Below are 24391 nucleotides of genomic sequence, written 5' to 3' on the forward strand. Positions count from 1 at the left end.
TGGACCCGTGGACCCGTGGACCCGTGGACCCGTGGACCCGTGGACCCGTGGACCCGTGGACCCGTGGACCCGTGGACCCGTGGACAGCATCGTCCGGGCCCGCGCCACGGCGGGCCGTCACCCGGGGCCCTCGGCTGCCACGGGCCGTGCGAGGGCGCAGCCTGCGACGCGCGGGGCGGGCCGGCCGTTGCCCCATCACCCTGGCCGCAATGGGGAAATGGTGCAAAGGGCTGCATAATTACGAATCAATCTCATCACCAATCCCGTTCGCATCCGTTTCGCCATGGCCTCCAGCGCAGTTTCCCGCTTGCACATCGTTTCGCGCATCGCCGCGGGCGTCCTGGGCGGCTATGCCTTCACGTGGGGCTTCATCGCGCTGGGCATCGGCCTTCTGTTCGCGGCGCAGATGGAGTTCCACGATGCGGAGGCCCTGGGCTACATCGTCGGCTTCATCGTCTTTCTGGTGGCCTTTCTGTGGGCGTTTTCAGCGGCAAGCGTGAAGCGCGTGTGGCTGGTGCTGGCCGGCGGCGGGGCGCTGATGACCGGCGCCGCCTGGCTGGTGCAGCGCGCCATCCTGTAAACCGCGCGCACGAACCCAAGAGGTAGATACCCATCATGTTCCAGAACTTCCGGCTCACCATGGCCTGGCTGCACACCTGGTTCGGCCTGGTGCTGGGCTTCGTGCTGATGGTCGTTTTCTTCTTCGGCTCGCTGTCGGTGTTCGACCGCGAGATCGACCGGTGGGCCATTCCCCAGACCCGCTTCGAGCCGCAGCCCATGCCCTCGTTCGACAAGATCCTGCAGCCGGCCTTCCAGGACATGAGGCCCAGCGCGGAAAACATCGAGGCCGCCAGGGACCGCGTGAACGGGCCTGTGCCGCAAAGCTTCCCCGTCATCAAGACCTGGGGCGCGTACACCACCCACCGCGACCCGGTGCTGGGCCTGTTCGCGGGCTATGAGCTGCCCAATGCCAAGGACCCCGACGACAACACCATCTGGGGCAACCGCACGATCGATCCGCGCTCGGGCGCCTCGCTGCCCGACGACCACCTCAAGATCGGCAGCCAGTTCTTCTACCCGCTGCACTACAGCCTGAACTTCAAATGGAAGGACCTGGGCACCTGGATCGTGGGCTTCGCCGCGCTGATGATGCTGGTGGCGCTGGTCAGCGGCGTGGTGATGCACCGCAAGATCTTCCGCGAGCTGTTCACCTTCCGCCCTCGAAAGCACACGCAGCGCAGCGCGCTCGACCTGCACAACCTCACGGGCGTGGTGGCGCTGCCGTTCCACTTCATCTTCGCGTTCTCGGGGCTGGTGATCTTTGGCGGCATCTACTTCCCCATCACCCACACGCAGCTGCACCCGCTGCACGAGCTGCACGAAAAACACGAGGCCGCAGAAACCGGCCTGCCGCACGAGCGCGCGGGCACCGCCGGCACCCTGGCCTCGGTGGACGCGATGGTGGCGCAGGCCCAGCGCCGCTGGGCCGCGCAGGGCATGGCGGGCGACGTGGGCTTTCTGACCGTGCAGCACGTGGGCGATGCCAATGCATACGTGAGCGTGTACCGCGCGGGCACCGACCGCATCGCGCTCGTGGGCAACGGCATCCACTTCAAGGCCAGCACCGGCGAGGTGCTGCGCGAAGACCCGCCGCTGACCCCGGTGGCCAGCGTCAACACCTTCCTCACCGGGCTGCACCTGCAGCATTTCCGGCACTGGCTGCTGCGCTGGCTGTATGTGCTGGGCGGCCTCTCGGGCTGCGTGTGCATCGCCACGGGCTTCATCTTCTTCGTGGAAAAACGCAAGCGCCAGCACGCCAGGCAGGGCGTGACCGGAGCGCGCTGGGTGGACGCGTTCGCGGTCTCCACCGTGACGGGCATGCTGATCGCCGCGCTGTCCATGCTGATCGGAAACCGCCTGCTGCCCACCGACCTGCCCGCGCGCGGGGACTGGGAGCAATATGTCTTCTGGGGCGCCTGGGCACTGGCCTTCGTGCACGGCATCTGGCGCACCGCGCCCGTGGCCAGCGCGCGCATGGCCCCCGCCTGGGCCGAGCAGTGCTGGGCCATCGCCGTGCTGGGCGTGGCGGCCGTGCTGCTCAACTGGGTGACCACGGGCGACCACCTGCTGCGCACCCTTGGCAACGGCTACTGGCCCGTGGCGGGCGTGGACCTGGCCATCCTGGCGAGCAGCGCCATCGCCGTGCTCGCCGCCCGCAAGCTCAAGCACCGCGCCCAGGGCCAGCTGGGCGCCCCTGCCGTGGACGGCGGCGCGGCCTCCTCGCTGGAGACCGCCCGTGCCTGACGCCTTGCTGCTGGTGGCGGCCCTGGCCGCCAACGTGGTCGGCCTCGGCTGGCTGGCCCTGTCGATGGATGCGCACTGGGAGCAGGTGCGCGGCACCGAGCCCCTGCGGCGCAGCACCGTGCGCACACTGCGCTGGATGGGCGCCGCCGGCCTGCTCGTGGCCCTGGCCCTGTGCCTGGCCGTGGACCACGCATCGATGGCGTCGCTGGTGTGGTTCATGGCGCTCGCGGATGCCGCGCTCACCATCGCGTTCACACTGTCGTGGCGGCCCCGCGTGCTGGGCGTGCTGATCGCCTGGGTGCGGCGCAGCGGCGCTGGCGTGGCCCGATAAAACCGCCGCACGCAGTTCATGCGGGCCCAGGCTGGGTGGTGCGATGTTTGCGCCCCGGCTTCGACAGGCTCAGCCCGAACGGCTTGTGAAATACCGGGAGGCGACGCTCCCCGAACCCGATTCCGCCACACCCTCAACCACTGGCGCGCCCCCACGCCAGTGCACCCGTGGAACCGGCTTCGCCGGGCCACCGGGTGCTTCCCCCTCGGGGGAAGCCGCGCAGCGGCTCAGGGGGGCATCAAATCTTGCCCATGTAGTCCCGCTTGCCCAGCTCCACGCCGTTGTGGCGGGCCAGCGCGTAGGCCGTGGTCACGTGGAAGAAGAACTGCGGCAGGCCGTAGTGCAGCAGGTACTGCTCGCCCGGAAACTGCCGCTCGCGCGCGGTGCCGGGCTGGATGGTGATGGTGCGCGTGGCGGCATCGGCAAACGCCTCCACGGGCAGGCCTTCCACGAACGCCAGCACGGTGTCGATGCGCTCGTTCAGGTCGGCAAAACCGGGGCGGTCCGCATCCGGATACGAAGGCACCTCCGCCCCCGCCAGCCGCGCCGCCACGCCCTTGGCGAAGTCGCAGGCGATCAGCACCTGGCGCGCCATGGGGAACATGTCGGGGAACAGCCGGGCCTGCAGCAGCGCGTCGGGGTCGAGCTTGCGCGCCGTGGCGTGCGCCTCGGTCTTGGCCAGGATGTCTTTGAGCGAGCCCAGCATCTGGCGGAGAACGGGAACGCTGGCGTTGTAGAGGGGAGATGTCATGGCGGGATTCTTGTCTTGGGATGAAGCACAGGGAAGGAAGGGTCGGCGCCCGGCGGCCTTTTTTTGCCCGCCGGGACCGGAGCGCATTGCAGCACATCGGCGCACTCCGTGCTGGCGCCCCGCCTTTTGGGCTCGTGCCCGGCAGTGTCAGGCCAGGTGCTGGCGCAGCTGGATCACATTGCCCTCGGGGTCGTGGCCATCGCAGGCCCGAAAGCCCCGGGCCTCCCATTCCCTGGCCGCGGGCGCGAGCTGCCCGCCCAGGGCCACGGCCCGCAGCCGGGCCTGGGCCAGGTCCGGCACCGCGAAAAAGAGCTTGATGGGGGTCTCCTCGCGCACCACGGGCGGCTGCGTGATGGCGATGGCCCGGGCGATCCGCTGCGGGATGGCGTGGACCACGATCTGCACCGCGCCAGACTCCAGCACGATATGGTCGCTTTCGGCGTGGACCACGTTCAGGCCGCAGAGCCCTTCATAGAACGCGGCGAGCCGCTGCATGTCCTTGGCGAAGACGACGGCGCCGGACGAAGGCATGGTGGACACGGTGAATCTCCCGCAATGGACGGATGGATCGATGAGGGGCAGCCGCCGCCATTCTCACCGAGATTCACGCGGCCACGGGGTCCGGCAGCAGGCCGCCCGGCCCGCGTTCAGGCCGCCACCGGCGCCACCGTCCTGCGCACCCGGCGCACGTTGAAGGCGCTGGCGATCAGCACGCCCTGCACCACGGCCAGCCCCAGCAGCACGGCGGTGAAGCGGCCCTGGTCGAGCAGCACGCCGAACAGCAGCGGCGACAGCGCCTGGCCGATATCGAGGCCCGAATACACGATGCCGTAGACGCGGCCCGTGGAGCCCTCGGGCGTGGAGCGCTTGACCAGCAGGTCGCGCGAGGGGCCGGCGATGCCGGCGCAAAAACCCATCACCCCGAACAGCACGGGCACCAGGGCGCCGGGCGGGTGCGCCAGGGCCAGCGCCACGGCCACGCAGGCCGCCAGGCCGAAACCGATGCCCACGATGCGCTCGCAGCGGCTGGGGTCGGCCGCCAGGAAGCCGCCCAGCACCATGCCACCGGCGCTGGCCACCATGTAGACCGTGAGGCACATCGCGGCCAGCGCCACGGGCACGGCATGCAGCTGGCGCGCGGCCTCGGGGGCAAAGGCCTGCACCACGTTCAGCGCCACGGCGTAGAAGAAGAAGAACGCAAAGCACATCCACACGGCGGGGATGCGCAGGAACGCGAAGTTGCCGCCCTGCCCGGCCGCGCCGGTGGCGGCGGACCTGGCCGCAGCGGTGGGCGCGGGCATGGGCGGCAGCGCCAGGTGGCGGCGGCTGACCAGCAGCACCAGCAGCACCGAGAACGCCAGCACGCCCGCGCACACCAGCGCCACGCGCCACGATGTCGCGATGGCGATGGGCACCAGCATGGCGGGCGCGAGCGCCCAGCCCAGGCTGCCGGTGATGCCGTGCACGCTGTAGGCGTGGCCCAGGCGCGGCGCGCTCACGCGGCGGTTGAGCAGCGTGTAGTCCACCGGGTGGAACACGCCGTTGCCGATGCCCGCGAGCACCGAGAACGCCGCGAGCATGGCGTAGCTGGTGCTGGCCGCGAAGCCGAAGGCCGCCAGGCCCAGCAGCGCCAGACCGCCGAACAGGATGGGCCGGGGCCCGAAGCGGTCCACCACGAAGCCCGAGCCCGCCTGCACCGCGCACGAGACTACGAAGAAGATGGTCATCAGGAAACCCAGCTCGGTGTAGCCGACCTGGAACGCGTCCTTGAGCCACGGGAACAGCGGCGCCAGCAGGAGCTGGCTGTAGTGGCTGATGAGGTGGGCGATGCCGACCAGCCCGATGACGCTGGCATCGGCGCGCAGCGGGGTGGAGGCAGGCGGAAGGCCGTGGACATTTGCGGTGGTCATGGCGGCATCGTAGTATTGGCCCCGGGTTTCTGGAATGCGACGGAACGACAGCTTTCGGCGAATTTGCGCCAAACCGTTGATCCGGGGCACGCCGGCCACGCCCCCTTTTCTGCTTTTTTCGACCCCCCATGGCCCGTACCAGCCAAGCCGCTCCCCTGGGCGACACCGACCCGTTCACCCCCACGCCCGCCAGCCCCGTGCGGGTGCGGGCGCGCGACATGCCGGCCGATACGCACTTCGAGCCGCACCGCCACGCCTGGGGCCAGCTGGCCTACTGCGCCAGCGGGGTGGTCCAGGTGAGCGTGCACGCACCGGGCACCGCCACCGCGTACATCGTGCCACCCTCGCGCGCGGTGTGGATCGCCCCCGGCGCGCTGCACGCCGTGGCGGTGCTGGAGGCGGCCGCCTTCCGCACGCTCTACATCGACCCCGGCGTGGTGCCGGCTGGCGGCGCGAACTGTCGCGTGATGGCCGTGACGCCCCTGCTGCGCGAGCTGGTGTCGGCGCTGGACCCGGTGGGCGGCCCGCACCCCGGCCCCGCGCGCGAGGCCGCCCTGACCGCGCTGGTGCTCGATGAGATCGGCCAGGCCGAAAGCCTGGCCCTGGGCGTGCCGCTGCCCGGCCCCCACAGCGACAAGCGCCTGCGCGCGCTGTGCCAGGCCGTGCTGCACGAGCCCGGCCGCTACGCCACGCTGCGGCACTGGGCGGCCGACAGCGGCGCCAGCGAGCGCACGCTGGCCCGCCTGTTCCGCGCGCAGTTCGGCATGGGCTTCGCACAGTGGCGCCGCCAGGCCGTGCTGGCCCATGCCCTGCCCCGCCTGGCGCGCGGCGAGCCCGTGGGCCAGGTGGCGGCGGCCAGCGGCTACGCGAGCGAAAGCGCGTTCTCCGCGATGTTCAAGGCGGCGATGGGGCAGCCGCCCAGCGGGTTCATTGGCAAAAACATGGCCTAGCGCACGGCCGGAAAGCGCCAACAGCTATTAAATTTGTAGCAAACGGATGTCGCTGGATGGGACCATGCCCCTCAGCCCGGCGCGACCCGCTGCTGCACCAGGTCCATCGCAAAGCGGCCGTGGCCCACGGACCAGTCGGAATAGTCGTTCTCGTGCAGGAAGATGAACACATCGGCCGGCGCCACGCCCGCCAGGGTGTGCAGGTTGTGCGCGATGGCGGCGTACAGCGCGCGCTTCATCGCATCGCTGCGCCCGCGCCGCAGCGTGATCTCGAGCACCACCACGCGGTCGGAGCGGGCCACGCCGTTGAAGGTGCGGCTGCAGGCGAACTCCCCGGGCGCGTAGCCGGCCACCAGGTTGAACAGCTCGTCCGGCGGCATGCCGATACTGTCCACCAGCGCCTGGTGGACGCCTTGCACGATGGCCGTGCGCGTGGCGGCGGGGGTGTCTTGCGGAACATGGGTGCGGATGAAAGGCATGGCGGTGTTCTCGTATGTTCCCTGAAGTCAATTAAATAGGTAGAAGCGGGCAGCGCAGCCCTCAGGCGATCCACGCACTGCCGCCGATGGCATGGGCCATTGTTGCTATCGTTCTACCGCCTGCAAAGCGATGATTTCTCCGCAGCCTTGTGCACTAAACTCACAAAGATGAGCCCCCGCCTGCCCCCACTGGGCGCCCTGCGCGCCTTCGAGGCCGCCGCCCGCCTGGGCCGCATGACCGCGGCGGCTGACGAACTGTCGGTCACGCCCGGCGCCATCAGCCGGCAGGTGCGCCAGCTCGAGCAGCACCTGGGCGTGCCCCTGTTCGACGGCAGCAAGGCCCGCCCCACGCTCACCCCGGCGGCGCGCGTGCTGCAGCCCGTGCTGACCACCGCGTTCGCGCACATCGCCGAGGCCGTGCGCGAGATCGGCGACGGCAGCCGAGGCCCGCTGGACGTGGCCTGCTTCAGCACCTTCACCGTGAAATGGCTGATCCCCCGGCTGTTCGACTTCCAGGCGCGGCACCCGGGCATCGAGGTGCGCCTGCGCACCACCGCCGCCGACGCAGGCGCCGCCCCCGCGCGCTGCGACGTGTCCATCACCGCCGAGGAGCCCGGCGCGGCGCGGGACACCCCGGCCTGTACGCGGCTGTTCCCCGAACACCTGGGCCCGGTGCTGAGCCCCGCGCTGGCCGGGCGCATGGCCCTGCGCCAGCCCGCCGACATGGCCGCTCCCGCCCTGCAGCCCCTGATGCTCCACACGCGCACGCGGCGCAACGCCTGGGCCATGTGGGCGGCCGCCACGGGAGCGCCGGTGCCTGCCGCCCCACCCGCGGGCCCCGAGTTCGAACACTACTACTTCACCCTGGAGGCCGCCGTGCGCGGCCTGGGCGTGGCGGTGGCCCCCTGGCACCTCGTGCTGGACGACGTGCGGGCCGGCCGGCTGGTGGCGCCGCTGGGCTTCGCGGCCTCGGGCTACGACTACGTGCTGCGCCGCCGCGCCGGCGCCCACCCCCGGATCGATGTGTTCTGCGCCTGGCTGCAGGCGCAGGCCGAGGCCACCGCAATGCCCCCGGGCCCGCAGGCGCCCTGAGATCGCCCTACGATGGGCATTCCTTGCCTTCGCCGCCCCGCCGCCATGCCCGACTCCGCCATCCACAGCTACCAACCCCGCCAGGGCCACGGCCTGCCGCACGACCCGTTCAATGCCATCGTCGGCCCCCGCCCCATCGGCTGGATCTCCACGCAGAGCGCGGCCGGAGCCACCAACCTCGCGCCCTACAGCTTCTTCAACGCGTTCAACTACGTGCCCCCCATCGTGGGCTTCGCGAGCATCGGCTTCAAGGACACGGTGCGCAACGTGCAGGAGACCGGCGAGTTCGTGTGGAACCTGGCCACGCGCGACCTGGCCGAGGCCATGAACCAGAGCTGCGCCAACGCGCCGCCCGAGGTCAGCGAGTTCACGCTCGCCGGCCTCACGCCCCGGCCGTCCACGCAGGTGCGCCCACCCCGCGTGGCCGAAAGCCCCGTCACCTTCGAATGCCGCAGCACGCAGATCCTGCAGCTGCAGGGCGCAGACGGCGTGCAGGTGCCCACCTGGCTGGTGCTGGGCGAGGTGGTGGCCGTGCACATCGACCAGCGGCTGCTCAAGGACGGCGTGTACGACACCGCCAACGCCGGCCACATCCTGCGCGCGGGGGGCCCGGCCGACTACTTCACGGTGGGGCCGGAGCAGTTGTTCAAGATGTACCGGCCACGGTAGGCCGCGCCCCCTGCGCTACGGCGGCTCCAGCGGCAGGGCCACGCTCACCTCGAACCACGGGATGGCGCCCCAGCCGCCGCGGCGCGTGACCAGCGTTTCGCCCGAGTGCATGGACACGCGGTAGGCCAAGCCCTGCGGCCCCGGCAGGCTGCCCGCGCCCTCGCGCCCCCGGTGGCGGCTGCGGGGCTCCCAGCCACAGCACACGAAGTGCAGCCGCGCCATGCCGGTGTGGCGTGCCAGGTAGCGCTCCACGGCCGCCGCCTGCGCGCCCGGTACCCGATAGGTCGCGGTCAGCGCGCGCAGCTGGTGCAGATGGCCTTCGGCACAGCCGGTCCATTCAAGCCCCGGCGGCTTGTGCCGCTGCACGGCCAGGAAGTCAGCGCACGAGGCCGTCTGGCCGAACGCGGCGGGCGCGAGGAGGAGGAAGAGGAAGAGAAGGCTCAGACACGGCACCGCGACGGGCGCGCAGCCCCGGGGCCACCACCACTCCATGCGCCGCGCCCCTGGCTGGCATGCAGGCGGCGGCAGGTGGCGCTGCGCCATGGCCTGTTACCGCGACAAGGGCGCGCACAGGCCTGCGGCCGGGTCCCGTGCCCATTGTTCTGCCCAGGCCCACACCTGCTGCACGCCATCCGCCCCGGCGGCGCGGCGCTGCAGGCCATGGTCCGCGTCGGGCAGGCTGCGCGCGCAATAGGGCTCGGTGCGCAAGGCGGCGAGTTCGGCAAACCGTTCGTATGCGGCGGGGGGCACCAGGGCATCCTCGCCGCCCCACACCTGCAGCACGGGCCAGGGGCTTTGCACCAGCGGCAGGGTCAGCGGCCAGCTCCACAGGTCGCGCCAGTAACCCAGGCTGCGGCCCTGCGCCACGGCGGTGTCGGGCCGCCTCCCGGCCACCACGCGGGCCAGTTCCTCCCAGTCTTCCTGCGCACCCAGGCGCTGCGCCTGCAGCCTGCCGGCCTCCTGCGGGTCCAGCCCGCTGGCCGACAGCAGCACCAGGCCCGCCAGCTGCGGCACTTCGGGGGCGAGGGCGGGCAAGAGTTCGGCCCCTTCGGAGATGCCCACCAGCAGCTGCGGCAGCGCGGGCGCGCCGTCACGCGCGCGCTGCCGCGCATCCGCGACCAGGGCCGCACGCGCGTGGGCCAGCCAGGTGGAGAGGCGGTCCTGCTGCACGAATTCGCGCGCGCAGTCGCCGGGGGCCGTGCGCGCCTGCGGGTCCACGCCGGGCTTGTGCAGCACCAGCACCTGCGCGTGCAGCAGGCCGGCGAAATAGCGGTCTGCAATCGGGCCCATGCCCGCGCAGCCGGAGCCGGGGATGACGATCACGCGGTAGCGCAGCGGTGCCGTGCGCTCGCTGCGCGCGAGGGCCTGGAGCGTCGCGCCATCGGCGCCCGGCAGGGGCCGCGGTGCAAACGGCTCCGACGGCGGCGGGGCCTGGGTCGGCGCCGCCGGGGCCTGCGGGGGCGCCTGGGGCGCGCCCGCGGACGCTTCGGGCCCGTACACATTCACCAGCGATCCGGACACGGCCGCCGCATAGAACGGCGGTGGCGACGCGGCGCAGCCGCCGAGCACCACGGCCCCGGCCGTGGCCACGAAAAAGGCCAGCGCAGGGCTGGCCAGGGACCGCCCAGGTGCGGCACAAGAAAAAAAGCGTTGGACGTTGAGCACAGCCGAAGTCTGGCACGACTGCGGCGACCCGGAACGCTGCGCCTGCCACTGGCGCGCCGCCAGGCGCCTGAGGCCGCAAAATGCTAGCAAATCAATAGCATATCGCGCTTATCCATCAACCGGAACGGGGCAATCCAGTCAAAACCGGCACGCCCCGGTCCAGGGATGCCCTTACTTCAGGATGAGGACCTGCTCGGGCTGCTGGGGCTGCGGCACGGGCATGGGCTGGCCGCCCTGCTGGTACACCGGCGGCGGGCGCACGCCGCGCGCCAGGTGGGCGTCGGTGTAGCCCAGCTGCATGGCCATCTGCTGGTACACGTCCTGCGCGAGCGACAGCGAGGTCTCGCGGATCACCTTGGCGCGGTTGGGCGGGGCGATGTCGCCACGGATCGACAGGATCTTGGTGTCGTTGCCTTCGCCCTGGGCGGAGAACGCGGCCTTGATCTCGTAGGTCTTGGTGTTGATGAGCGAGAAGTCGGCCAGGAGCTGCAGGCCGTACTGGCGCGTGGCGCTGGTGGTGCCCTGCAGGGGCGAGAGCGCATCGGTGAAGTCGATGCTGGAGACCACGCCGAACAGCACGTAGTCAGCGCCGTTGAACTCGCCCTTCTTGATCCGGCTGATCACGTCGTTGACCTGGGGCTGCACCTGGGGCGTGGCCATCTTGCCACCCTGCACCTGGTTGAGCACCTGCTCTGCCTTGGAGGGCTGGGGCTTGCCCGCGTCGAAGCCCTTGCCCTGGATCAGACGGAAGTAGGTGCCCTGCAGGATGGCACCCTTGATGTCGTTGGTGTAGCCGCCGAGCTCGCGCTGCTCGATGTAGCTGTAGCGGCCGGCCACGTAGGTGCCGCTGGCCTGCTCGGACGCCTGCATGTGGTGGCTGCCCGAGTGCGAGCCGCCCCCGCCGTAGGGCCCGGCGCTGTAGCCGCCGCTGTGGCTGCCGCCCGCGCTCATCTGGCTGCTGCGCTGGTAGGTGCCGGCCAGGAAATATTCGGACACGCGCTGGGCGTAGGCCAGGTCCGTCACGGCGATCTTGGGCGCGGCGCCCGGCTGCTGCGCCTGGGCGGCGGTGCCCCACGCCATGGTGGTGGCGGCGATCACGGCCAGGGCCGTGTGGAGGGTGATTCTGCGTTGCATGGTGTGCTCCTTGTGAGCTGACGGAAATTCATGAATGGGTCGAGCGATGCGGGCCGGAGCACCTTCATCCTTCGAAACTGGCGCGGCCCAGGTCAGCAGCCGCCGTGCAAGGGCCGCCCCGCCGCACTGGCGGCGTCCCCCTTCCCGCGCGCAGCGCGAGAGAAAGGGGGACGCGGCGCAGCCGCTCAGGGGGTTGCCTACTTCTTATCGCTTGCTTGTCTTGCGGATCTCTTTTTCATCCTGCCACTCGATCGTGCCTTCCTGCACATCGAACAGCTTGAGCGTGAACTTGTAGTAAACGTCCTTGGTCGCGTTGTTCTGCTTGACGATGCTGGTGAGCTCGCCTTCCATGCTGTACTTGGCGGCCGTCATCTGGCCGACCTTGGCGGTGGTGCCCTGCTTGTACAGGCCGCTCTGGTTCTGGCGCTGCAGCTCGTCCACACCGGCCTGCATCTCGTTGATGGAGCGCACGAAGCGCACCTTGCCCGACTTGACCAGCGCCGTCTGGATCGAGTTCATCACGTTGGTGGTGTCGATGTACTCGCTGGTCTTGTTCTTCACGGTGGAGATCGTCACCGTGGGGCGGCCCTGGAAGATGCCGGTTTCGAGCAGGCCGCCGGTCATCTTCTCGGCGATCATCTGCAGGTCGGTGGAGCCGAATTCGTTGGTCACCAGCTCGACGGCCTTGGCGTCGCCGTAGTTGACCTGGCGGTCAAAACGCACGGTGGGCGAGGACAGGTTCTGGCAGGCCGAGAGGGCCAGGGTGCTGGCCGCGAAGGCCAGGATGAGCGTGGTGCGCTGAATGGTGTTGCGTTGCATGTTGTTTTCTCCGGTCGGCACTGTGGTGTTCAGCGCGGTTCTACGTTCATTTCCAGGCGCAGGTCGACGGCGGCGCTGGTCGGCGCCACGCTCTTGACGGTTTGCTGGCCCAGGCCGAGCACGCTCATCTGCTTCCACGATTCGCCGTCGCCCACCTGGTTGCCCACGTTGTCCAGCCACTTGAAGCGATAGAACACGGTGCGGTCGGTGCGGCCCATGTTGGCCATGTCGGCCTGCACGACGAGGATGTCGTTCTTGCGCACGATGCGCATCTCGCGCACGGCGATGCTGTTGGCCTCGCCGCGCAGCGCCACCTTGGAGGCCACGGCCAGCGGCGTGGCCGGGTCGTGCAGCTGGGCGCGGGCCGCGGTGGCCAGGGTCAGGGTGAGGGCCGCGCACGCGATGGCGGGTGCGGCGGCGGCAAGGGCAAAACGGGTTCTCATGCCAGAGGCTCCTTGGAAATGGGACATGTGCGGTTTTAGTTCTTGGCGGCGGGCGCGGGCGTGGCCGAGGTGGACTTGACCACCGACTTGGGCACCGAGCGCGTCCGGCTGGTGGTGGTGGTCGTCGTGCGCACGGTGGTGGCAGGCTCTGTCGCGGCGGGCGGCGGCGCGGCGGCCACGGTGGGCAGCTGGCCCAGCATGGCCACATCGCCGGTCAGCACGCTGTTGTCGTACATGCGCAGGGGCACCAGGGCGTACTGGCCGTCGATCTTGATGGGCTGGGGCAGCTGGCGGCCGTTCACGCTCACCACATGCTCGCCCGGTGGCAGGTAGCCACGGGCCACGTACACGCGGCCGGGCAGCATGCGCCACATGCGGTCGTCGGCCTGCTCGGTGGCCACCGAGGCCGCCGCGCCGATGATGCCGCCGATCAGGCCGCCGCGCTTTTGCAGCTCGTTCTGCAGCACGCCCTTGGCCACGGCGCGGGTGAAGCCGCGCAGCACCATGCCGGGCATTTCGTCCTTGAGCGCGCGGCGCGCCATCACGTTCACGTCCACCACCTTTTCGAGCTTGAGGTCGGTGCCCGCGGCGGAGATGGTGGTCAGCAACGCGTCCTTGGACGGCTCGATCACGGGGTAGGAAATACTGGCCGTGACCATGCCCCGGCCCGTGGGCACCGGAAGCGTGAAGGCCTTGGGCTTGCGCGCGGGGGCGTCACCGGCTTCCACGATGAAGAGCACGTCGGTCATGCGCTGGCGGCGCTTCCAGGTGAAGCCGGTGCGGGTGTCCAGGCCGCGCAGGCCTTCTTCGAGCACGCCGGTTTCGGGCTTGAGCTCGATGGCCTTGCGGTAGCCGGGCGCGGCCAGGCCGGGCTCGTTGAGCATTTCGTACAGGAAGCCGGCGAGGTAGTGCGAAAGGGCGTTCTGGTAGCCGTTCTTGAGGGCCAGCACCTCGGGGTCGTTGAGCGTCTCGACGGGGTAGCCGTTGAGTTCCTTGCCCCCCGAGGTGGCGCCCTTGGACTTGGCTTCTTCTTCCGCCGCCAGGGTTTCCTTGGCACGGAACTCGGCAATGATGGCCTCGCGCTCGTGGGTGCGCTTGATGTCCACGCGGGCGTTCTCGAAGTCGCCCACGGCCATGCGGTTGAGCGCCAGGCGCGTGGTCACCCACACCTTTTCATAGTCCTGGCCTTCATAGACCTTCAGGCGTTCGCTGATCAGCGCGGCGCCCACGGTGCCCATGAGCTTGCTGGGGTTGGTCTTGGCGGTTTCTTCCCATTCCTTGACCTTGATGTCGGCCAGCAGGAAGGCGTTGGTGCTGTCGGGGTAGCGGCGGTCCATGCGCAGCAGCTCGCCGCGTTCCATGTTGAACAGGAGCGCGGTCTTTTCTTCCTCGGTCTTGGCGGTGCTCTCGAGCTGGGCGATGGCCGCGGGAATGCCGCCGCTGCGCCCGGCGTTCTGCATGTCGGTCGCCAGCTTGTCATGGCTCTGCATGGTGGCGCAGCCCGTGAGGGCGGCGCTCAGGGCCAGCACCCACAGAAGGCGCGGGCGGAAACGGGATGGGTGGGCGGTCATGGATGCTCCTTGCAGATCGGTCGGTTGCGCACCAGAAAACCCCGGCACTGCCCACGCGCAAGGCCGCGCCACGCCAGGCGCGCACCGGTCAGGGAGGTGCGCCGCGACGGCGGAAAGCGCCTGCAGGATGGGAGATCCGGACAAGGAAGGTGCTCGCTGCGCGTGCGCCCCCTCCCGGCGCTTTCACGTGCTGCTGGCAGCCCCCTCTGGCTGTGAGTTTCTTGGTAGTTTTGTATGGGGTTGTAGCCAGGGACGCAATGTAGCAAAAGCTTGTATCTTTTCTGTAACCGCGCCGAACGGCTCAAATCGCCATGGAACAGTGGCATCTCATGCCTCCACGCGGTTGAACGGCATGCGGTAGAGCCACACCACGCGGCCCCCCGGCGCGCGCAGCTGCACGCTGGGCAGCACGCCGGGGATTGCGAATTCCAGGCTCACCAGCCACGCGCCGGGCGCCAGCTCGGCCTGGGCCTTGGCGGCGGCGCGGGCCATGCTCTCGGGCCGTTGGAACAGGTACACCATGCGGTAGGGGCTCCAGTCCTCGGCCCACATGTCGGCGCGCCGCACGCGGGCCCAGGGGCACCGCAGGGCGCACAGCAGGCGCAGGGGCCAGCTCCATTCGATGCCCTCCAGCTGCGCGGCCGGGTAGGCGTGGCGCAGTGCCTTCAGGCCATCGCCCACGCCGCTCCCCGCGTCCAGCACCCGCGCCCCCAGCGGCAGCGGGGCCTGCGAGGCCAGGGACTGCAGCGCATGGTGGGGCGTGGGAAACAGCGGCGCATCGCGCCAGGCGTTGAGCGGGTAGACCAGCAGCAGCAGCGCCAGCGGCACCAGCCACGCCCAGGTCGGCAGGCTGGCCGCGCCCAGCAGCGCCAGCGACAGCGGAAAGCCCGCCGCGATCAGCCCGCGCCGCCACCAGCTGCCGCCCAGCACGCTGGCCGCCGTCCCGATCAGGCAGGCGGCCAGCAAGGCCGCCACCGGTGGGACCGCGCGCTGCAGGGCCACAAAAATGAGCCACGCGCACGCCCACGCCAGCAACGCGGGCAGGGGCCAGGGCATGCGCAGGGCCAGCATGGGTTCGTGCTCAGCGGCCAAAAATGCCGCGCAGCAGGTTGACGGGGTTGACCACGTTGCCTGCATCCGTGCCACCCTCGCCCGCTGGCTGCTGGCCTGCCGGCGCGCCGCCCATGCCGCTGGAATAGGCGCCGCCCGAGGGTGCGCCGGGTGCCGTGCCCATGCTGCCGCCGCGCCGCCCCTGCATCTCTTCGCCCAGCATGGCCATGGTGTGCGACTTGACGCGCACGCGCACGGCCCACTCGGGCTCCCAGGCTGCCTTGGGGTCGGCCGGGCGCGGGGGGTGCACGATGTGGCTTTCGCCGCCGTAGGCCATCATGCGCAGCATGGGCGTGGCATCGCGCCCGCCGCCCGCGAAGATGCCCTGCGGGATGGCGCACTGCGTGGTTTCGGGCGAGAGCAGCACACGCTCCTTGAGCCAGCGGTCGATGGTGGCGGGCGACAGGTAGTCGAACAGACCCATGCCCGTGTCGGGCGTCTCGGCGCTGGACCACATCACGAGGTCGTCCCCGTTCTGCGACATGGCGTGCAGGTAGTAGGCGCGCGCATTGCGCACGGGCTGCCAGCTGGTGCCCATGCTGTCCTGCGGCTTGCCGGTGGTGCGCAGGTCGATGGCGGGCATCAGGTCCTGCGCGGCACCGAGCGTGAACTTCATGGATGCAGGCACGCCATCGCCGCGCACCTGGTGTTCGCCCACCAGGGAGCTGCCCGCCGACAGGCTCACCTGGTTGCGTTCGTTGGGGTACAGCGCATAGGAGGGGCCCACGCGCGGCCCCCGGTCGGGCACGGCGCGGCCGGCGAAGGCCTGGGCATAGTCGGACGGCTTGGCGCGCGCCAGGTCGATCACGCGCGGCTGGCCCGCGCGCACCGCGCTCCCGCAGCCCCAGTACAGCAGGATGCGGCCCTTGGGCTGGTGCTGCTGGTATTCCTGGGGCACCTCACCCGGCTCGGTCTGGGTGGGCTGTGCGCGCGGGGGGACCAGCGGCAGGGATTCGCCCATGCGCATGCCCGCCGGAATGGCCTGGCTGGCCTCGACGCCGGGGCGCAGGGTGTTGTGCAAGGCGATGTCGATGACACGCGGCGGCATGATGGACATGGCGCGGGCGTTGCCGTAGGCCGTGTTGCCACCGCCCGCCCTGCCCTGCGCGCCGCCGCCCATGAGGCCGCCGAGCATGCCGCCCCCGCCGGGCAGGCTGTCCATCTCGGGCATGCCCGCCATGGTGCCGGTGGACACGTCCATCCACAGCTGGACCTTGGGGGGTTTGGTGTTTTGGGCCTGGGCGCCCAGGCTGGCGATGCACAGGCCAACGGCCAGGCAGGCGGGGGTCAGGACGAAGCGCAAAGGGGTCATGGGGGTCTGCTCCAGGAGATGCATGGATCACCCGGCAAACCATCGTGGGCCGCAGGGCGGCTGTATCGCCGCCCTGTGAAGAGGCCTTGCGGTCAACCCGGGTGTGTTGAACGCAGCGCAGTGTAGGCCCCGCACAGACGCATTTTGCCTGCGCAAGTTACGTGTGGAAACCGCTTGTGTGCGCTATTTCACACATCCCCGGCACAAGAAGGCTAGGCCTGACCCCGCAGGCGGTCGATCAGCCCGTTCAAGGCCTCCAGCGAGCCGAACTGGATCGCCAGCTCGCCCATGTCCTCCACCCGGCCGTGGCGCTTCACGCGCTTTTTCACGCGCACCTCGACCTCGGCCATGAGCAGGTCCGAGAGTTCTTCCTCCACGCGCTTCAAGTCGCGCGACTTTTCCTTCTGGGGCTTTTGCGGCACCAGGCTGAACTCGGCGCCGATCTTCTTGACCAGCGCCTCGGCCTCGCGCACCGACAGTTTCTTGGCCGCGATCTGGTTGCCCGCCGTGATCTGCGCGGCGCGGTCCAGCGACAGCAGCGCGCGCGCATGGCCCATGTCGATGTCGCCGGCCATCAGCATGGTCTGCACCGGCTCGGCCAGGTTCAACAGGCGCAGCAGGTTGCTGGCGGCGCTGCGCGAGCGGCCCACGGCCTGCGCGGCCAGCTCGTGCGTGAGGCCGAATTCCTTGACCAGGCGCTGCAGGCCATGGGCTTCTTCCAGCGGGTTGAGGTCCTCGCGCTGGATGTTCTCGATGAGCGCCATGGCGGCCGCCGACTCGTCGGGCACGTCGCGCACCAGCACCGGCACCTCGGCCAGGCCCGCCAGGCGCGAGGCCCGAAAGCGCCGCTCGCCCGCGATGATTTCGTACTTGCCCGCGTTGTCTCCGCTCGCAAGACGCCGCACCAGGATAGGTTGCATGATGCCCTGGGCCTTGATGGATTCGGCCAGCTCATACAGCGCCCCTTCGTCCATGCGCGTGCGGGGCTGGTACACGCCGGGCACCAGTTCAGACAGCGGCAGGCTGCTGGGCAGCCCGGCTTCAGCCGCCTGGGCCTGTTCCACTTTTTCTTCGACCTTGGGGCCCAGCAGGGCTTCGAGGCCTCGGCCGAGGCCCTTGGGTTTTTTGGTGACCATGAAATGCTTCTCGCGAAAAGGAATGGGGAAAGATTCTTCAGCGGTCGATGATGACCAGCGTGCCATGGCTGCCCGGTGCCACCGCGTGGGGCACGCCAGCGGGCACGATGAACACCTCACCCGCGTTCACCTCGGTGACCTGCCCCTGCAGGGCGAGGCGCATGCAGCCGTCGAGCACCAGCAGCGCTTCGTCAAAGTCGTGCGACTCGTCGGGGTAGGCGGCGTCGTCCATGCGCAGCACCTTGACGTTGGCGCCGGCGGCTTGGCCCACGACGATGGAGTTCCAGGCGCGGGGCAGTTGGTCGGCGATGGCGGGCAGCTTGATTTTGGTCATGGATCGGATCACTGAGAAATTCGGTAGCTGACGGCTACACGGCGCACCACGCGCCACAAGGCCCAGCGGCTCATGCCGGGTTGGCCAGCTGCAGCAGCCAGCCATGCCCCTCATCCCAATCGCCCAGGCCCGATTCGGCATTGATGTGGCCGCGCTCGCCGTAGTCGATGAAGCGCGCGCCCCAGGCCTGCGCCAAACCTTCGGCGCGCTCCAGGCTGCAATACGGATCGTTGCGGCTGCCCACCAGCACGGCGGGGAACGGCAGGGGTTTGCGTGCAATGGGCGCCCAGCCGTGGATCTGCGCGGCCAGGTCGGGGCGTTCCACATCGCCCGGCGCCACCAGCAGCGCGCCCACCACGCGGTGCGCATTGGCCGAATGCGCAGCCCACCACGCGGTAAGGATGCAGCCCAGGCTGTGCGCCGCCAGCACCACGGGGCCGTCGGCATCGACCACGGTTTCCTCCAGCCGCGCCGACCAGTCGCCGCGCAGCGGGCGCATCCAGTCGTGCTGCTCCACGCGGTGGTAGCCGTGGCGGGCCTCCCACAGGCTTTGCCAGTGGCCGGGGCCCGAGTTCTGCCAGCCGGGCAGCAGCAGGATGTTGGAAGCCTTCATTACTATCAATTCAATAGCTATCAGCGCTTTTCCATCAAGCGTTAGGGGCCATTTTTGCCATGGAAGATGCTGCCGCCGGCATGGTGTGCACGCGCTCGACCATCTCCTGCGCAAACTCCACAAAGGCCTGGCTGCCCTTGGCGGCCGGGTCGAACACCACACCAGGCAGGCCATAGCTGGGCGCCTCGGCCAGGCGCACGTTGCGCGGGATCACGCTGTTGAACACCTTGTCGCCGAAATGGCCCTTGAGCTGGTCGCTCACCTGCTGCTGCAGGGTGATGCGCGGGTCGAACATCACCCGCAGCAGGCCGATGATCTGCAGGTCGGCATTGAGGTTGGCGTGCACCTGCTTGATGGTGTTGACCAGGTCGGTCAGGCCTTCGAGCGCGAAGTATTCGCACTGCATGGGCACGATCACGCCGTGGGCGCTGCACAGGCCGTTGAGCGTGAGCATGGACAGCGACGGCGGGCAGTCGATGAGCACGAAGTCGTAGTCGCCATCGGCCTCTGCCAACGCGGCCTTCAGGCGCTTTTCGCGGTGCTCCAGCGCCACCAGTTCCACCTCGGCGCCCGCCAGCTCGCGGTTGGCGCCCAGCACCCAGTAGCCACATTTTTCCGACAGCACGGCGGCCTCTTTGACCGAGGCGGATTCGAGCAGCACGTCGTACACCGTGAGGTCCAGGCTGCGCTTGTCCACGCCCGAGCCCATGGTGGCATTGCCCTGCGGGTCCAGGTCCACCATCAGCACGCGCTGGCCGATCTTGGCCAGCCCGGCAGCAAGGTTCACGGTGGTGGTGGTCTTGCCAACACCACCCTTCTGATTGGCAACGCAGAAAATTTTGGCCATGTGGGTGTTGCAGTCCGTGTTGTTGTCGTTGTTTTACTTGGAGATGGCCAGCTTGATGCCAAAGCCGATCAGAAAGACGCCCGCCACTTTTTCCAGCACGCGGCCGATGCGCGGGTTGGCGCGCATGCGCGCGGCCAGGTGGTGCGTGAGCAGCACGGCGACCAGCCCGTAGAGGAACGTCAGCACCGCCACGGTAGCCGCCATCACGCCAAAGGTCAGCATGCCCTGGTGGCGCGCCGGATCCACGAACAGCGGGAAGAACGCCATGTAGAACACGATGGCCTTGGGGTTGAGCAGGGTGATGAGCCCCGCCTGCTTGAAATAGTGGCGCGGCTGGATGTTGAGGATGGGTTGTGCCCCCGGCTTGGCCGTGAGCATCTTGAAGCCCAGCCAGGCCAGGTAGGCGGCCCCCAGCCACTGCACCGCATGGAACGCCGTCGGGTACGTGGCCAGCAAGGCCGCCACCCCGGCCACCGCCGCCCACATCAGCACCTGGTCGCCCGCGATCACGCCCATGGTGGCGGCCATGCCGCCGCGCACGCCGCCCTTGCTGGTGGAGGTGATGAGCGCCAGATTCCCGGGGCCCGGAATGAGCAGGAACAACACGATGGCGGCGACAAAGGCGCCGTAGTCTGCGATGCCGAACATGATCTCTCCCGGTGTGCTGGATCTGGAGGGGGTGCCGCGACATGCGGCGCACCCACGATGAGCAGCCGAGTTTAAGCGACCACCCCGCCCTGCTCCCTCATCCGCATGCCAGCGGCTGGCAAACCCGTCCCAAAAAACCTCAGGCGGGCTTCAACCAGATGATGCAGCGCTCGGCCTCCAGGCCCGGGACAGTCAGTGGTTCCACGTGAAACACCGACGCACCCGCGGGCAGGGCTGCGATCTCGTCCTCTGGGTGCTTGCCCTTCATGGCCAGCCACACGCCGTGGGGCGCGGCCAGTGCACCCTGCGACCAGGTCACGAAGTCGGGCAGCGAAGCAAACGCACGGCAGCTGATGATGTCGAACGGCATCGTCAATGTCTCCACGCGCGCATGCACCCCATGCAGGTTGCGCAGCTTCAAGGACACCGCCGCTTGCTGGATGAACGCCGCCTTCTTGCCCACCGTGTCCACGCAGCTCACATCCACCGCCGGGCAGCAGATGGCGAACACCACACCGGGCAGCCCGCCGCCCGAGCCGACATCCAGCAGGCGCACCGAGCCCGCTGCCAGGCCCTGTTGCTCCAGGGTGGCGACGTGCCGGCGCAGCGGTGCCACCGCCGCCAGGCTGTCGAGCAAATGGTGCGTCATCATCTCCTGCGGGTCGCGCACCGAGGTCAGGTTGTAGACCTTGTTCCACTTCTGCAGCAGGGCCAGAAATTCCATCAGCTGGCTGACCTGGTCATCGCCCAGGCCCAGGCCCAGAGCATCTGCACCCGCCTGCAACTGGCTGCGCAATGCGTCGTTGTGGGGTACGGTCATCGTCATGCCGCGACTTCGCCTTCAGCCTTGGACGGGGCGACGGCAAATTCCTTGAAGCCACCCTTCTTCAGATGCACCATCAACAGCGAGATCGCCGCCGGCGTGATGCCCGTGATGCGCGATGCGTGGCCCAGGGTCTCGGGCCGGTGGCGGCTGAGCACCTGGCGCGCCTCGATGCTCAGGGCCGTGACCTGCATGTAGTCCAGGTCGGGCGGCAGGCGCAGTTTCTCGAAGTGCGCGGCGCGTTCCACCTCGCCCTTCTGGCGGTCGATGTAGCCCGAATACTTGGCCGCAATCTCCACCTGCTCCACCACGGGCTCGCTCAAGGGCCCCAGTGTTTCACGTGAAACCTCGCTGGAGGCGTACTTGCCGCCGTCCATGGACACCAGGCTGGCGTAGTTCACATCCGGGCGGCGCAGCAGCTCGAACAGGTTGTATTCGTGCTCGATGCTCTTGCCCAGCACGCGCTCCGACTCGGCCGCGGGCAGGTTGCGCGGGTTCACCCAGGTGGCTTTCAGACGCTCTGTTTCACGTGAAACCGCATCGCGCTTGCGGCTGAACGCATCCCAGCGCGCATCGTCCACCAGGCCCATGCGGCGCCCTGCTTCGGTCAGGCGCATGTCGGCGTTGTCCTCGCGCAGCTGCAGACGGAACTCGGCCCGGCTGGTGAACATGCGGTAGGGCTCGGTCACGCCCTTGGTGATGAGGTCGTCCACCAGCACGCCCAGGTAGGCCTCATCACGGCCGGGCAGCCAGGCGGCTTCGCCCCGGCACTGCAGCGCGGCATTGATGCCGGCGAACAGGCCCTGCGCCGCCGCCTCTTCGTAGCCCGTGGTGCCGTTGATCTGCCCGGCGAAGAACAGGCCCTGGATCTGCCGCGTCTCGAAGCTGCTCTTGAGCGAGCGCGGGTCGAAGTAGTCGTATTCGATGGCGTAGCCAGGGCGCAGGATGTGCGCATTCTCCAGGCCTGGCATGCTGCGCACCAGGTCGTACTGGATGTCGAACGGCAGGCTGGTGCTGATGCCGTTGGGGTAGTACTCGTGTGTGGTCAGGCCTTCGGGTTCCAGGAAAATCTGGTGGCTGTCCTTGTCGGCAAAGCGGTTGATCTTGTCCTCCACGCTCGGGCAGTAGCGCGGGCCCACGCCCTCGATCTTGCCGGTGAACATGGGGCTGCGGTCAAAGCCGCTGCGGATGATCTCGTGCGTGCGCTCGTTGGTGTGGGTGATCCAGCAGGGCACCTGCTGGGGATGCATCTGCGCGTTGCCCATGAAGCTGAACACGGGCACGGTGCCCTCGTTCACGCCACCGGGCATGCCGTCGCCGGGCTGCTCGGTGCACTTCGAAAAATCGATGCCGCGCCCATCGATGCGCGGTGGCGTGCCGGTCTTCAGGCGCCCCTGGGGCAGCTTCAGCTCCTTGAGGCGCGCCGACAGCGACACGGCGGGCGGGTCCCCGGCCCGGCCGGCCGCGTAGTTGTTCAGCCCCACATGGATCTTGCCGTCCAGGAACGTCCCGGCCGTGAGCACCACCGTCCGGCTGCGAAAGCGGATGCCCACCTGCGTGACGGCGCCCACCACCCGGTCGCCCTCCACCATCAGATCGTCCACCGCCTGCTGGAACAGCCACAGATTGGGCTGGTTCTCCAGCATGCGGCGGATGGCGGCCTTGTAGAGGATGCGGTCGGCCTGGGCGCGCGTGGCCCGCACGGCGGGGCCCTTGCTGCTGTTGAGAATGCGGAACTGGATGCCGCCCTCGTCCGTGGCCAGCGCCATGGCGCCGCCCAGCGCGTCCACCTCCTTCACCAGGTGGCCCTTGCCGATGCCGCCGATGCTGGGGTTGCAGCTCATCTGCCCCAGCGTCTCGATGTTGTGCGTGAGCAGCAGCGTCTTGCTGCCCATGCGCGCGGCGGCCAGCGCGGCCTCGGTGCCCGCATGGCCACCGCCGACAACGATCACATCAAATTCCTGGGGATACAACATGGGGGACACTCCGGGGCCTGGCGGGCCCGATAATCAAAACACCCGGTAGCACAGGGGCACCCTACCCAAGGCGCCGCACACCGGCCCTGCTGGTGGTGGGCGCGCCCGGCGCCCCAGCAGGCAACCCGCGATTTTCCCACTTTGCGCAGGCCGTGTCTGTTTCCAACCCCCTCACCCTCTTCCTGACCGAGTTGCTTGGCGCCCCGCCCCCGGCCGTGGAAGCCTGGTGGGCACGCGCCGAACGGCGCGTGCTGGAGCGTGGCCAGCCATTGCTGCGGGCAGGCGAATACTGGCGGCACCTGTGGTGGGTGGAGCGCGGCGCCCTGCGGCTGTTTTACCTGGACCGCGACGGAGCAGAGTCCAACAAGAACTTCTTTCTGGACGGCGCCCTGTGCTGGCCCATCACCCCCACACTGCGCCAGCAGCCGGTGATGTTTCACGTGGAACCATTGGAAGACAGCGTGGTGTGGGCGCTGCCCTTGCCCACCGATTCCAGTCGCCCCCTGCCCGGCGCGGGCTGGGCACCGTGGGCCGCGCTGGAGCACCGGGTGCTCTGCGCCCTGCTCGACGGCAAGATGCAGCGCGAGCAGGAATTTCTGCAGCTCAGCGCCCGCCAGCGCTACGCCCGTTTGCTGGAGCAGCATCCGCAATGGGCCGAGCGCATCGCCCTCAAGCACTTGGCGTCGTACCTGGGCGTGACCGATGTCTCGCTGTCGCGCCTGCGCAGCGAGATGGGGCTTAGAGCGGCTAACAAAACTCAGCGTAGCGGCCCTGGCTAGGCGTTCCGTCGCAGGCAGTACAAGCGGTACGACAAGACGGAACAACGACGCCAGGGGAGTTTTGTGAGCCGCTCTTATCAAAGGATAAGGCACTGGGGGCGGCTTGTGCGGGCATCACCCCCACCAGCCCGCCCATGACCACCGCCCAGCACCCCAGCAACGCGCCGCCCCCGCTCTCCCTGATCCCCCACGCCCTCGCCGTAGTGTGGCTCGGCCTCATGGCAGGGTTCTTCGGCACCTACAGCGCCAACATCAACCTGGCCCTGCTGCAGATGGACGGCGCCATCTACGCCACCGTGCAATCGGCCTTCAACCGCAACGTGCGGCACGCGCTGTTCTTTGTGCTGTTCTTTGGCCCGCCGCTGTGGTGCGCGCTGGCCCTGGCCACGGCCTGGCGTGAACACCGCGCGCCATGGTGGCGCCTGCTGGCCGGGGTGGGCGTGGCCTACCTGCTGGGCATCGTGTTCTTCACCCAGCAGGTCAACCTGCCGCTCAACCACACCACCGAAGCCTGGAACCCCCAGGCCCTGCCCGCCGGCTGGGCCCAGGTGCGCGACCGGTGGAACGCCGCCAACCTGTGGCGCGCGCTGCTCAGCCTGGGTTGTTTCATGGCGGCGCTGGGGTCGCTGGTGGGGCGGCTTGCGGGTCGCCGCACGTAGCCGCGCAGGCGCAGCGCCACGCACCGGCCTCCCGGC

General features: G+C 69.3%; 27 protein-coding genes. 8 read left to right on the plus strand and 19 right to left on the minus strand.

What is annotated here, in order from left to right; all coding sequences use genetic code 11:
- The first annotated feature begins 283 nt into the window (after positions 1 to 283).
- Genes AC07OD_RS18670 through AC07OD_RS18680 form a run of 3 tightly spaced genes read left to right on the plus strand, consistent with a single transcriptional unit; the run spans position 284 to position 2635 of the window.
- Positions 284 to 580, plus strand: a complete 297-nt coding sequence (locus AC07OD_RS18670; RefSeq protein ID WP_492806771.1) for an iron uptake protein — start codon at positions 284 to 286, stop codon at positions 578 to 580.
- A gap of 35 nt (positions 581 to 615) precedes the next feature.
- Entirely contained in the window at positions 616 to 2304 is a 1689-nt protein-coding gene (locus AC07OD_RS18675) for a PepSY-associated TM helix domain-containing protein (RefSeq protein WP_218339266.1), read from the plus strand.
- Positions 2297 to 2635 (plus strand): DUF3325 domain-containing protein, encoded by a 339-nt coding sequence (locus tag AC07OD_RS18680; protein ID WP_494597710.1) that lies wholly within the window; start codon positions 2297 to 2299, stop codon positions 2633 to 2635. Before AC07OD_RS18675 ends, AC07OD_RS18680 begins: the two co-directional genes overlap by 8 nt.
- A gap of 238 nt (positions 2636 to 2873) precedes the next feature.
- Here the strand turns inward: AC07OD_RS18680 and AC07OD_RS18685 are convergent, their stop codons facing one another.
- From AC07OD_RS18685 to AC07OD_RS18695, 3 genes are all read right to left on the minus strand, one after another.
- On the minus strand, positions 2874 to 3386 hold the full coding sequence (locus AC07OD_RS18685) for a DUF1993 domain-containing protein (protein ID WP_218296439.1): 513 nt from the start codon (positions 3384 to 3386) through the stop codon (positions 2874 to 2876).
- 147 nt (positions 3387 to 3533) lie between these two features.
- Positions 3534 to 3917: a VOC family protein gene (locus tag AC07OD_RS18690; RefSeq protein WP_255591003.1), complete on the minus strand. Its 384-nt coding sequence runs from the start codon at positions 3915 to 3917 to the stop codon at positions 3534 to 3536.
- Positions 3918 to 4033: 116 nt separating this feature from the next.
- Entirely contained in the window at positions 4034 to 5296 is a 1263-nt protein-coding gene (locus AC07OD_RS18695) for an MFS transporter (RefSeq protein WP_218296437.1), read from the minus strand.
- A 128-nt stretch (positions 5297 to 5424) separates the two neighbouring features.
- Between AC07OD_RS18695 and AC07OD_RS18700 the strand changes: the two genes are divergently transcribed.
- Positions 5425 to 6246: an AraC family transcriptional regulator gene (locus AC07OD_RS18700; protein ID WP_218339269.1), complete on the plus strand. Its 822-nt coding sequence runs from the start codon at positions 5425 to 5427 to the stop codon at positions 6244 to 6246.
- Between the two features lie 71 nt (positions 6247 to 6317).
- On the opposite strand, the gene AC07OD_RS18705 is transcribed toward AC07OD_RS18700, so the two are convergent.
- On the minus strand, positions 6318 to 6725 hold the full coding sequence (locus AC07OD_RS18705; RefSeq protein WP_218296435.1) for a tautomerase family protein: 408 nt from the start codon (positions 6723 to 6725) through the stop codon (positions 6318 to 6320).
- Between the two features lie 168 nt (positions 6726 to 6893).
- Between AC07OD_RS18705 and AC07OD_RS18710 the strand changes: the two genes are divergently transcribed.
- Together AC07OD_RS18710 and AC07OD_RS18715 are read left to right on the plus strand one after the other, a co-directional pair.
- Positions 6894 to 7817, plus strand: a complete 924-nt coding sequence (locus tag AC07OD_RS18710; RefSeq protein WP_492254285.1) for a LysR substrate-binding domain-containing protein — start codon at positions 6894 to 6896, stop codon at positions 7815 to 7817.
- A 12-nt stretch (positions 7818 to 7829) separates the two neighbouring features.
- Entirely contained in the window at positions 7830 to 8486 is a 657-nt protein-coding gene (locus tag AC07OD_RS18715) for a flavin reductase family protein (protein ID WP_370627745.1), read from the plus strand.
- Positions 8487 to 8501: 15 nt separating this feature from the next.
- Here AC07OD_RS18715 and AC07OD_RS18720 read toward each other — a convergent pair whose 3' ends face one another.
- The 15 genes from AC07OD_RS18720 to mnmG form a co-directional block, all read right to left on the minus strand.
- Positions 8502 to 9029 carry a DUF4952 domain-containing protein gene (locus tag AC07OD_RS18720; protein ID WP_492254284.1) on the minus strand — a complete coding sequence of 176 codons (528 nt, stop codon included), beginning with the start codon at positions 9027 to 9029 and terminating at the stop codon, positions 8502 to 8504.
- A 6-nt stretch (positions 9030 to 9035) separates the two neighbouring features.
- Positions 9036 to 10151: an alpha/beta fold hydrolase gene (locus tag AC07OD_RS18725; protein WP_494597712.1), complete on the minus strand. Its 1116-nt coding sequence runs from the start codon at positions 10149 to 10151 to the stop codon at positions 9036 to 9038.
- Between the two features lie 171 nt (positions 10152 to 10322).
- Positions 10323 to 11285: a hypothetical protein gene (locus AC07OD_RS18730; protein ID WP_218296431.1), complete on the minus strand. Its 963-nt coding sequence runs from the start codon at positions 11283 to 11285 to the stop codon at positions 10323 to 10325.
- A 204-nt stretch (positions 11286 to 11489) separates the two neighbouring features.
- Positions 11490 to 12104 carry a penicillin-binding protein activator LpoB gene (lpoB, locus tag AC07OD_RS18735; RefSeq protein ID WP_218296430.1) on the minus strand — a complete coding sequence of 205 codons (615 nt, stop codon included), beginning with the start codon at positions 12102 to 12104 and terminating at the stop codon, positions 11490 to 11492.
- Between the two features lie 29 nt (positions 12105 to 12133).
- Positions 12134 to 12547, minus strand: a complete 414-nt coding sequence (locus AC07OD_RS18740; RefSeq protein ID WP_218296429.1) for a YcfL family putative periplasmic lipoprotein — start codon at positions 12545 to 12547, stop codon at positions 12134 to 12136.
- Between the two features lie 35 nt (positions 12548 to 12582).
- Positions 12583 to 14118, minus strand: coding sequence for a COG3014 family protein (locus tag AC07OD_RS18745; RefSeq protein ID WP_494597713.1), 1536 nt, complete (start codon positions 14116 to 14118; stop codon positions 12583 to 12585).
- A gap of 327 nt (positions 14119 to 14445) precedes the next feature.
- On the minus strand, positions 14446 to 15189 hold the full coding sequence (locus AC07OD_RS18750) for a class I SAM-dependent methyltransferase (RefSeq protein WP_218339272.1): 744 nt from the start codon (positions 15187 to 15189) through the stop codon (positions 14446 to 14448).
- Positions 15190 to 15199: 10 nt separating this feature from the next.
- Complete coding sequence (locus tag AC07OD_RS18755) at positions 15200 to 16540, minus strand: hypothetical protein (protein ID WP_494597714.1); 1341 nt, start codon at positions 16538 to 16540, stop codon at positions 15200 to 15202.
- A 212-nt stretch (positions 16541 to 16752) separates the two neighbouring features.
- On the minus strand, positions 16753 to 17676 hold the full coding sequence (locus AC07OD_RS18760; protein WP_218339274.1) for a ParB/RepB/Spo0J family partition protein: 924 nt from the start codon (positions 17674 to 17676) through the stop codon (positions 16753 to 16755).
- Positions 17677 to 17713: 37 nt separating this feature from the next.
- Positions 17714 to 18010 carry a cupin domain-containing protein gene (locus AC07OD_RS18765; RefSeq protein WP_494597715.1) on the minus strand — a complete coding sequence of 99 codons (297 nt, stop codon included), beginning with the start codon at positions 18008 to 18010 and terminating at the stop codon, positions 17714 to 17716.
- 70 nt (positions 18011 to 18080) lie between these two features.
- Entirely contained in the window at positions 18081 to 18623 is a 543-nt protein-coding gene (locus tag AC07OD_RS18770) for an RBBP9/YdeN family alpha/beta hydrolase (protein ID WP_492806764.1), read from the minus strand.
- 34 nt (positions 18624 to 18657) lie between these two features.
- Positions 18658 to 19470 carry a ParA family protein gene (locus AC07OD_RS18775; RefSeq protein WP_492254280.1) on the minus strand — a complete coding sequence of 271 codons (813 nt, stop codon included), beginning with the start codon at positions 19468 to 19470 and terminating at the stop codon, positions 18658 to 18660.
- A gap of 33 nt (positions 19471 to 19503) precedes the next feature.
- Complete coding sequence (locus AC07OD_RS18780; RefSeq protein ID WP_218296421.1) at positions 19504 to 20118, minus strand: LysE family transporter; 615 nt, start codon at positions 20116 to 20118, stop codon at positions 19504 to 19506.
- A 139-nt stretch (positions 20119 to 20257) separates the two neighbouring features.
- Positions 20258 to 20938 (minus strand): 16S rRNA (guanine(527)-N(7))-methyltransferase RsmG, encoded by a 681-nt coding sequence (gene rsmG / locus AC07OD_RS18785; RefSeq protein ID WP_494597773.1) that lies wholly within the window; start codon positions 20936 to 20938, stop codon positions 20258 to 20260.
- A gap of 2 nt (positions 20939 to 20940) precedes the next feature.
- Positions 20941 to 22917, minus strand: coding sequence for a tRNA uridine-5-carboxymethylaminomethyl(34) synthesis enzyme MnmG (gene mnmG, locus AC07OD_RS18790; protein ID WP_494597716.1), 1977 nt, complete (start codon positions 22915 to 22917; stop codon positions 20941 to 20943).
- A 152-nt stretch (positions 22918 to 23069) separates the two neighbouring features.
- Between mnmG and AC07OD_RS18795 the strand changes: the two genes are divergently transcribed.
- Entirely contained in the window at positions 23070 to 23696 is a 627-nt protein-coding gene (locus AC07OD_RS18795; RefSeq protein ID WP_492806760.1) for a Crp/Fnr family transcriptional regulator, read from the plus strand.
- Between the two features lie 134 nt (positions 23697 to 23830).
- Positions 23831 to 24355, plus strand: coding sequence for an anthrone oxygenase family protein (locus AC07OD_RS18800; protein WP_494597717.1), 525 nt, complete (start codon positions 23831 to 23833; stop codon positions 24353 to 24355).
- Positions 24356 to 24391 lie beyond the last annotated feature (36 nt).

The sequence above is a fragment of the Acidovorax sp. GW821-FHT10E03 genome (assembly GCF_059415205.1).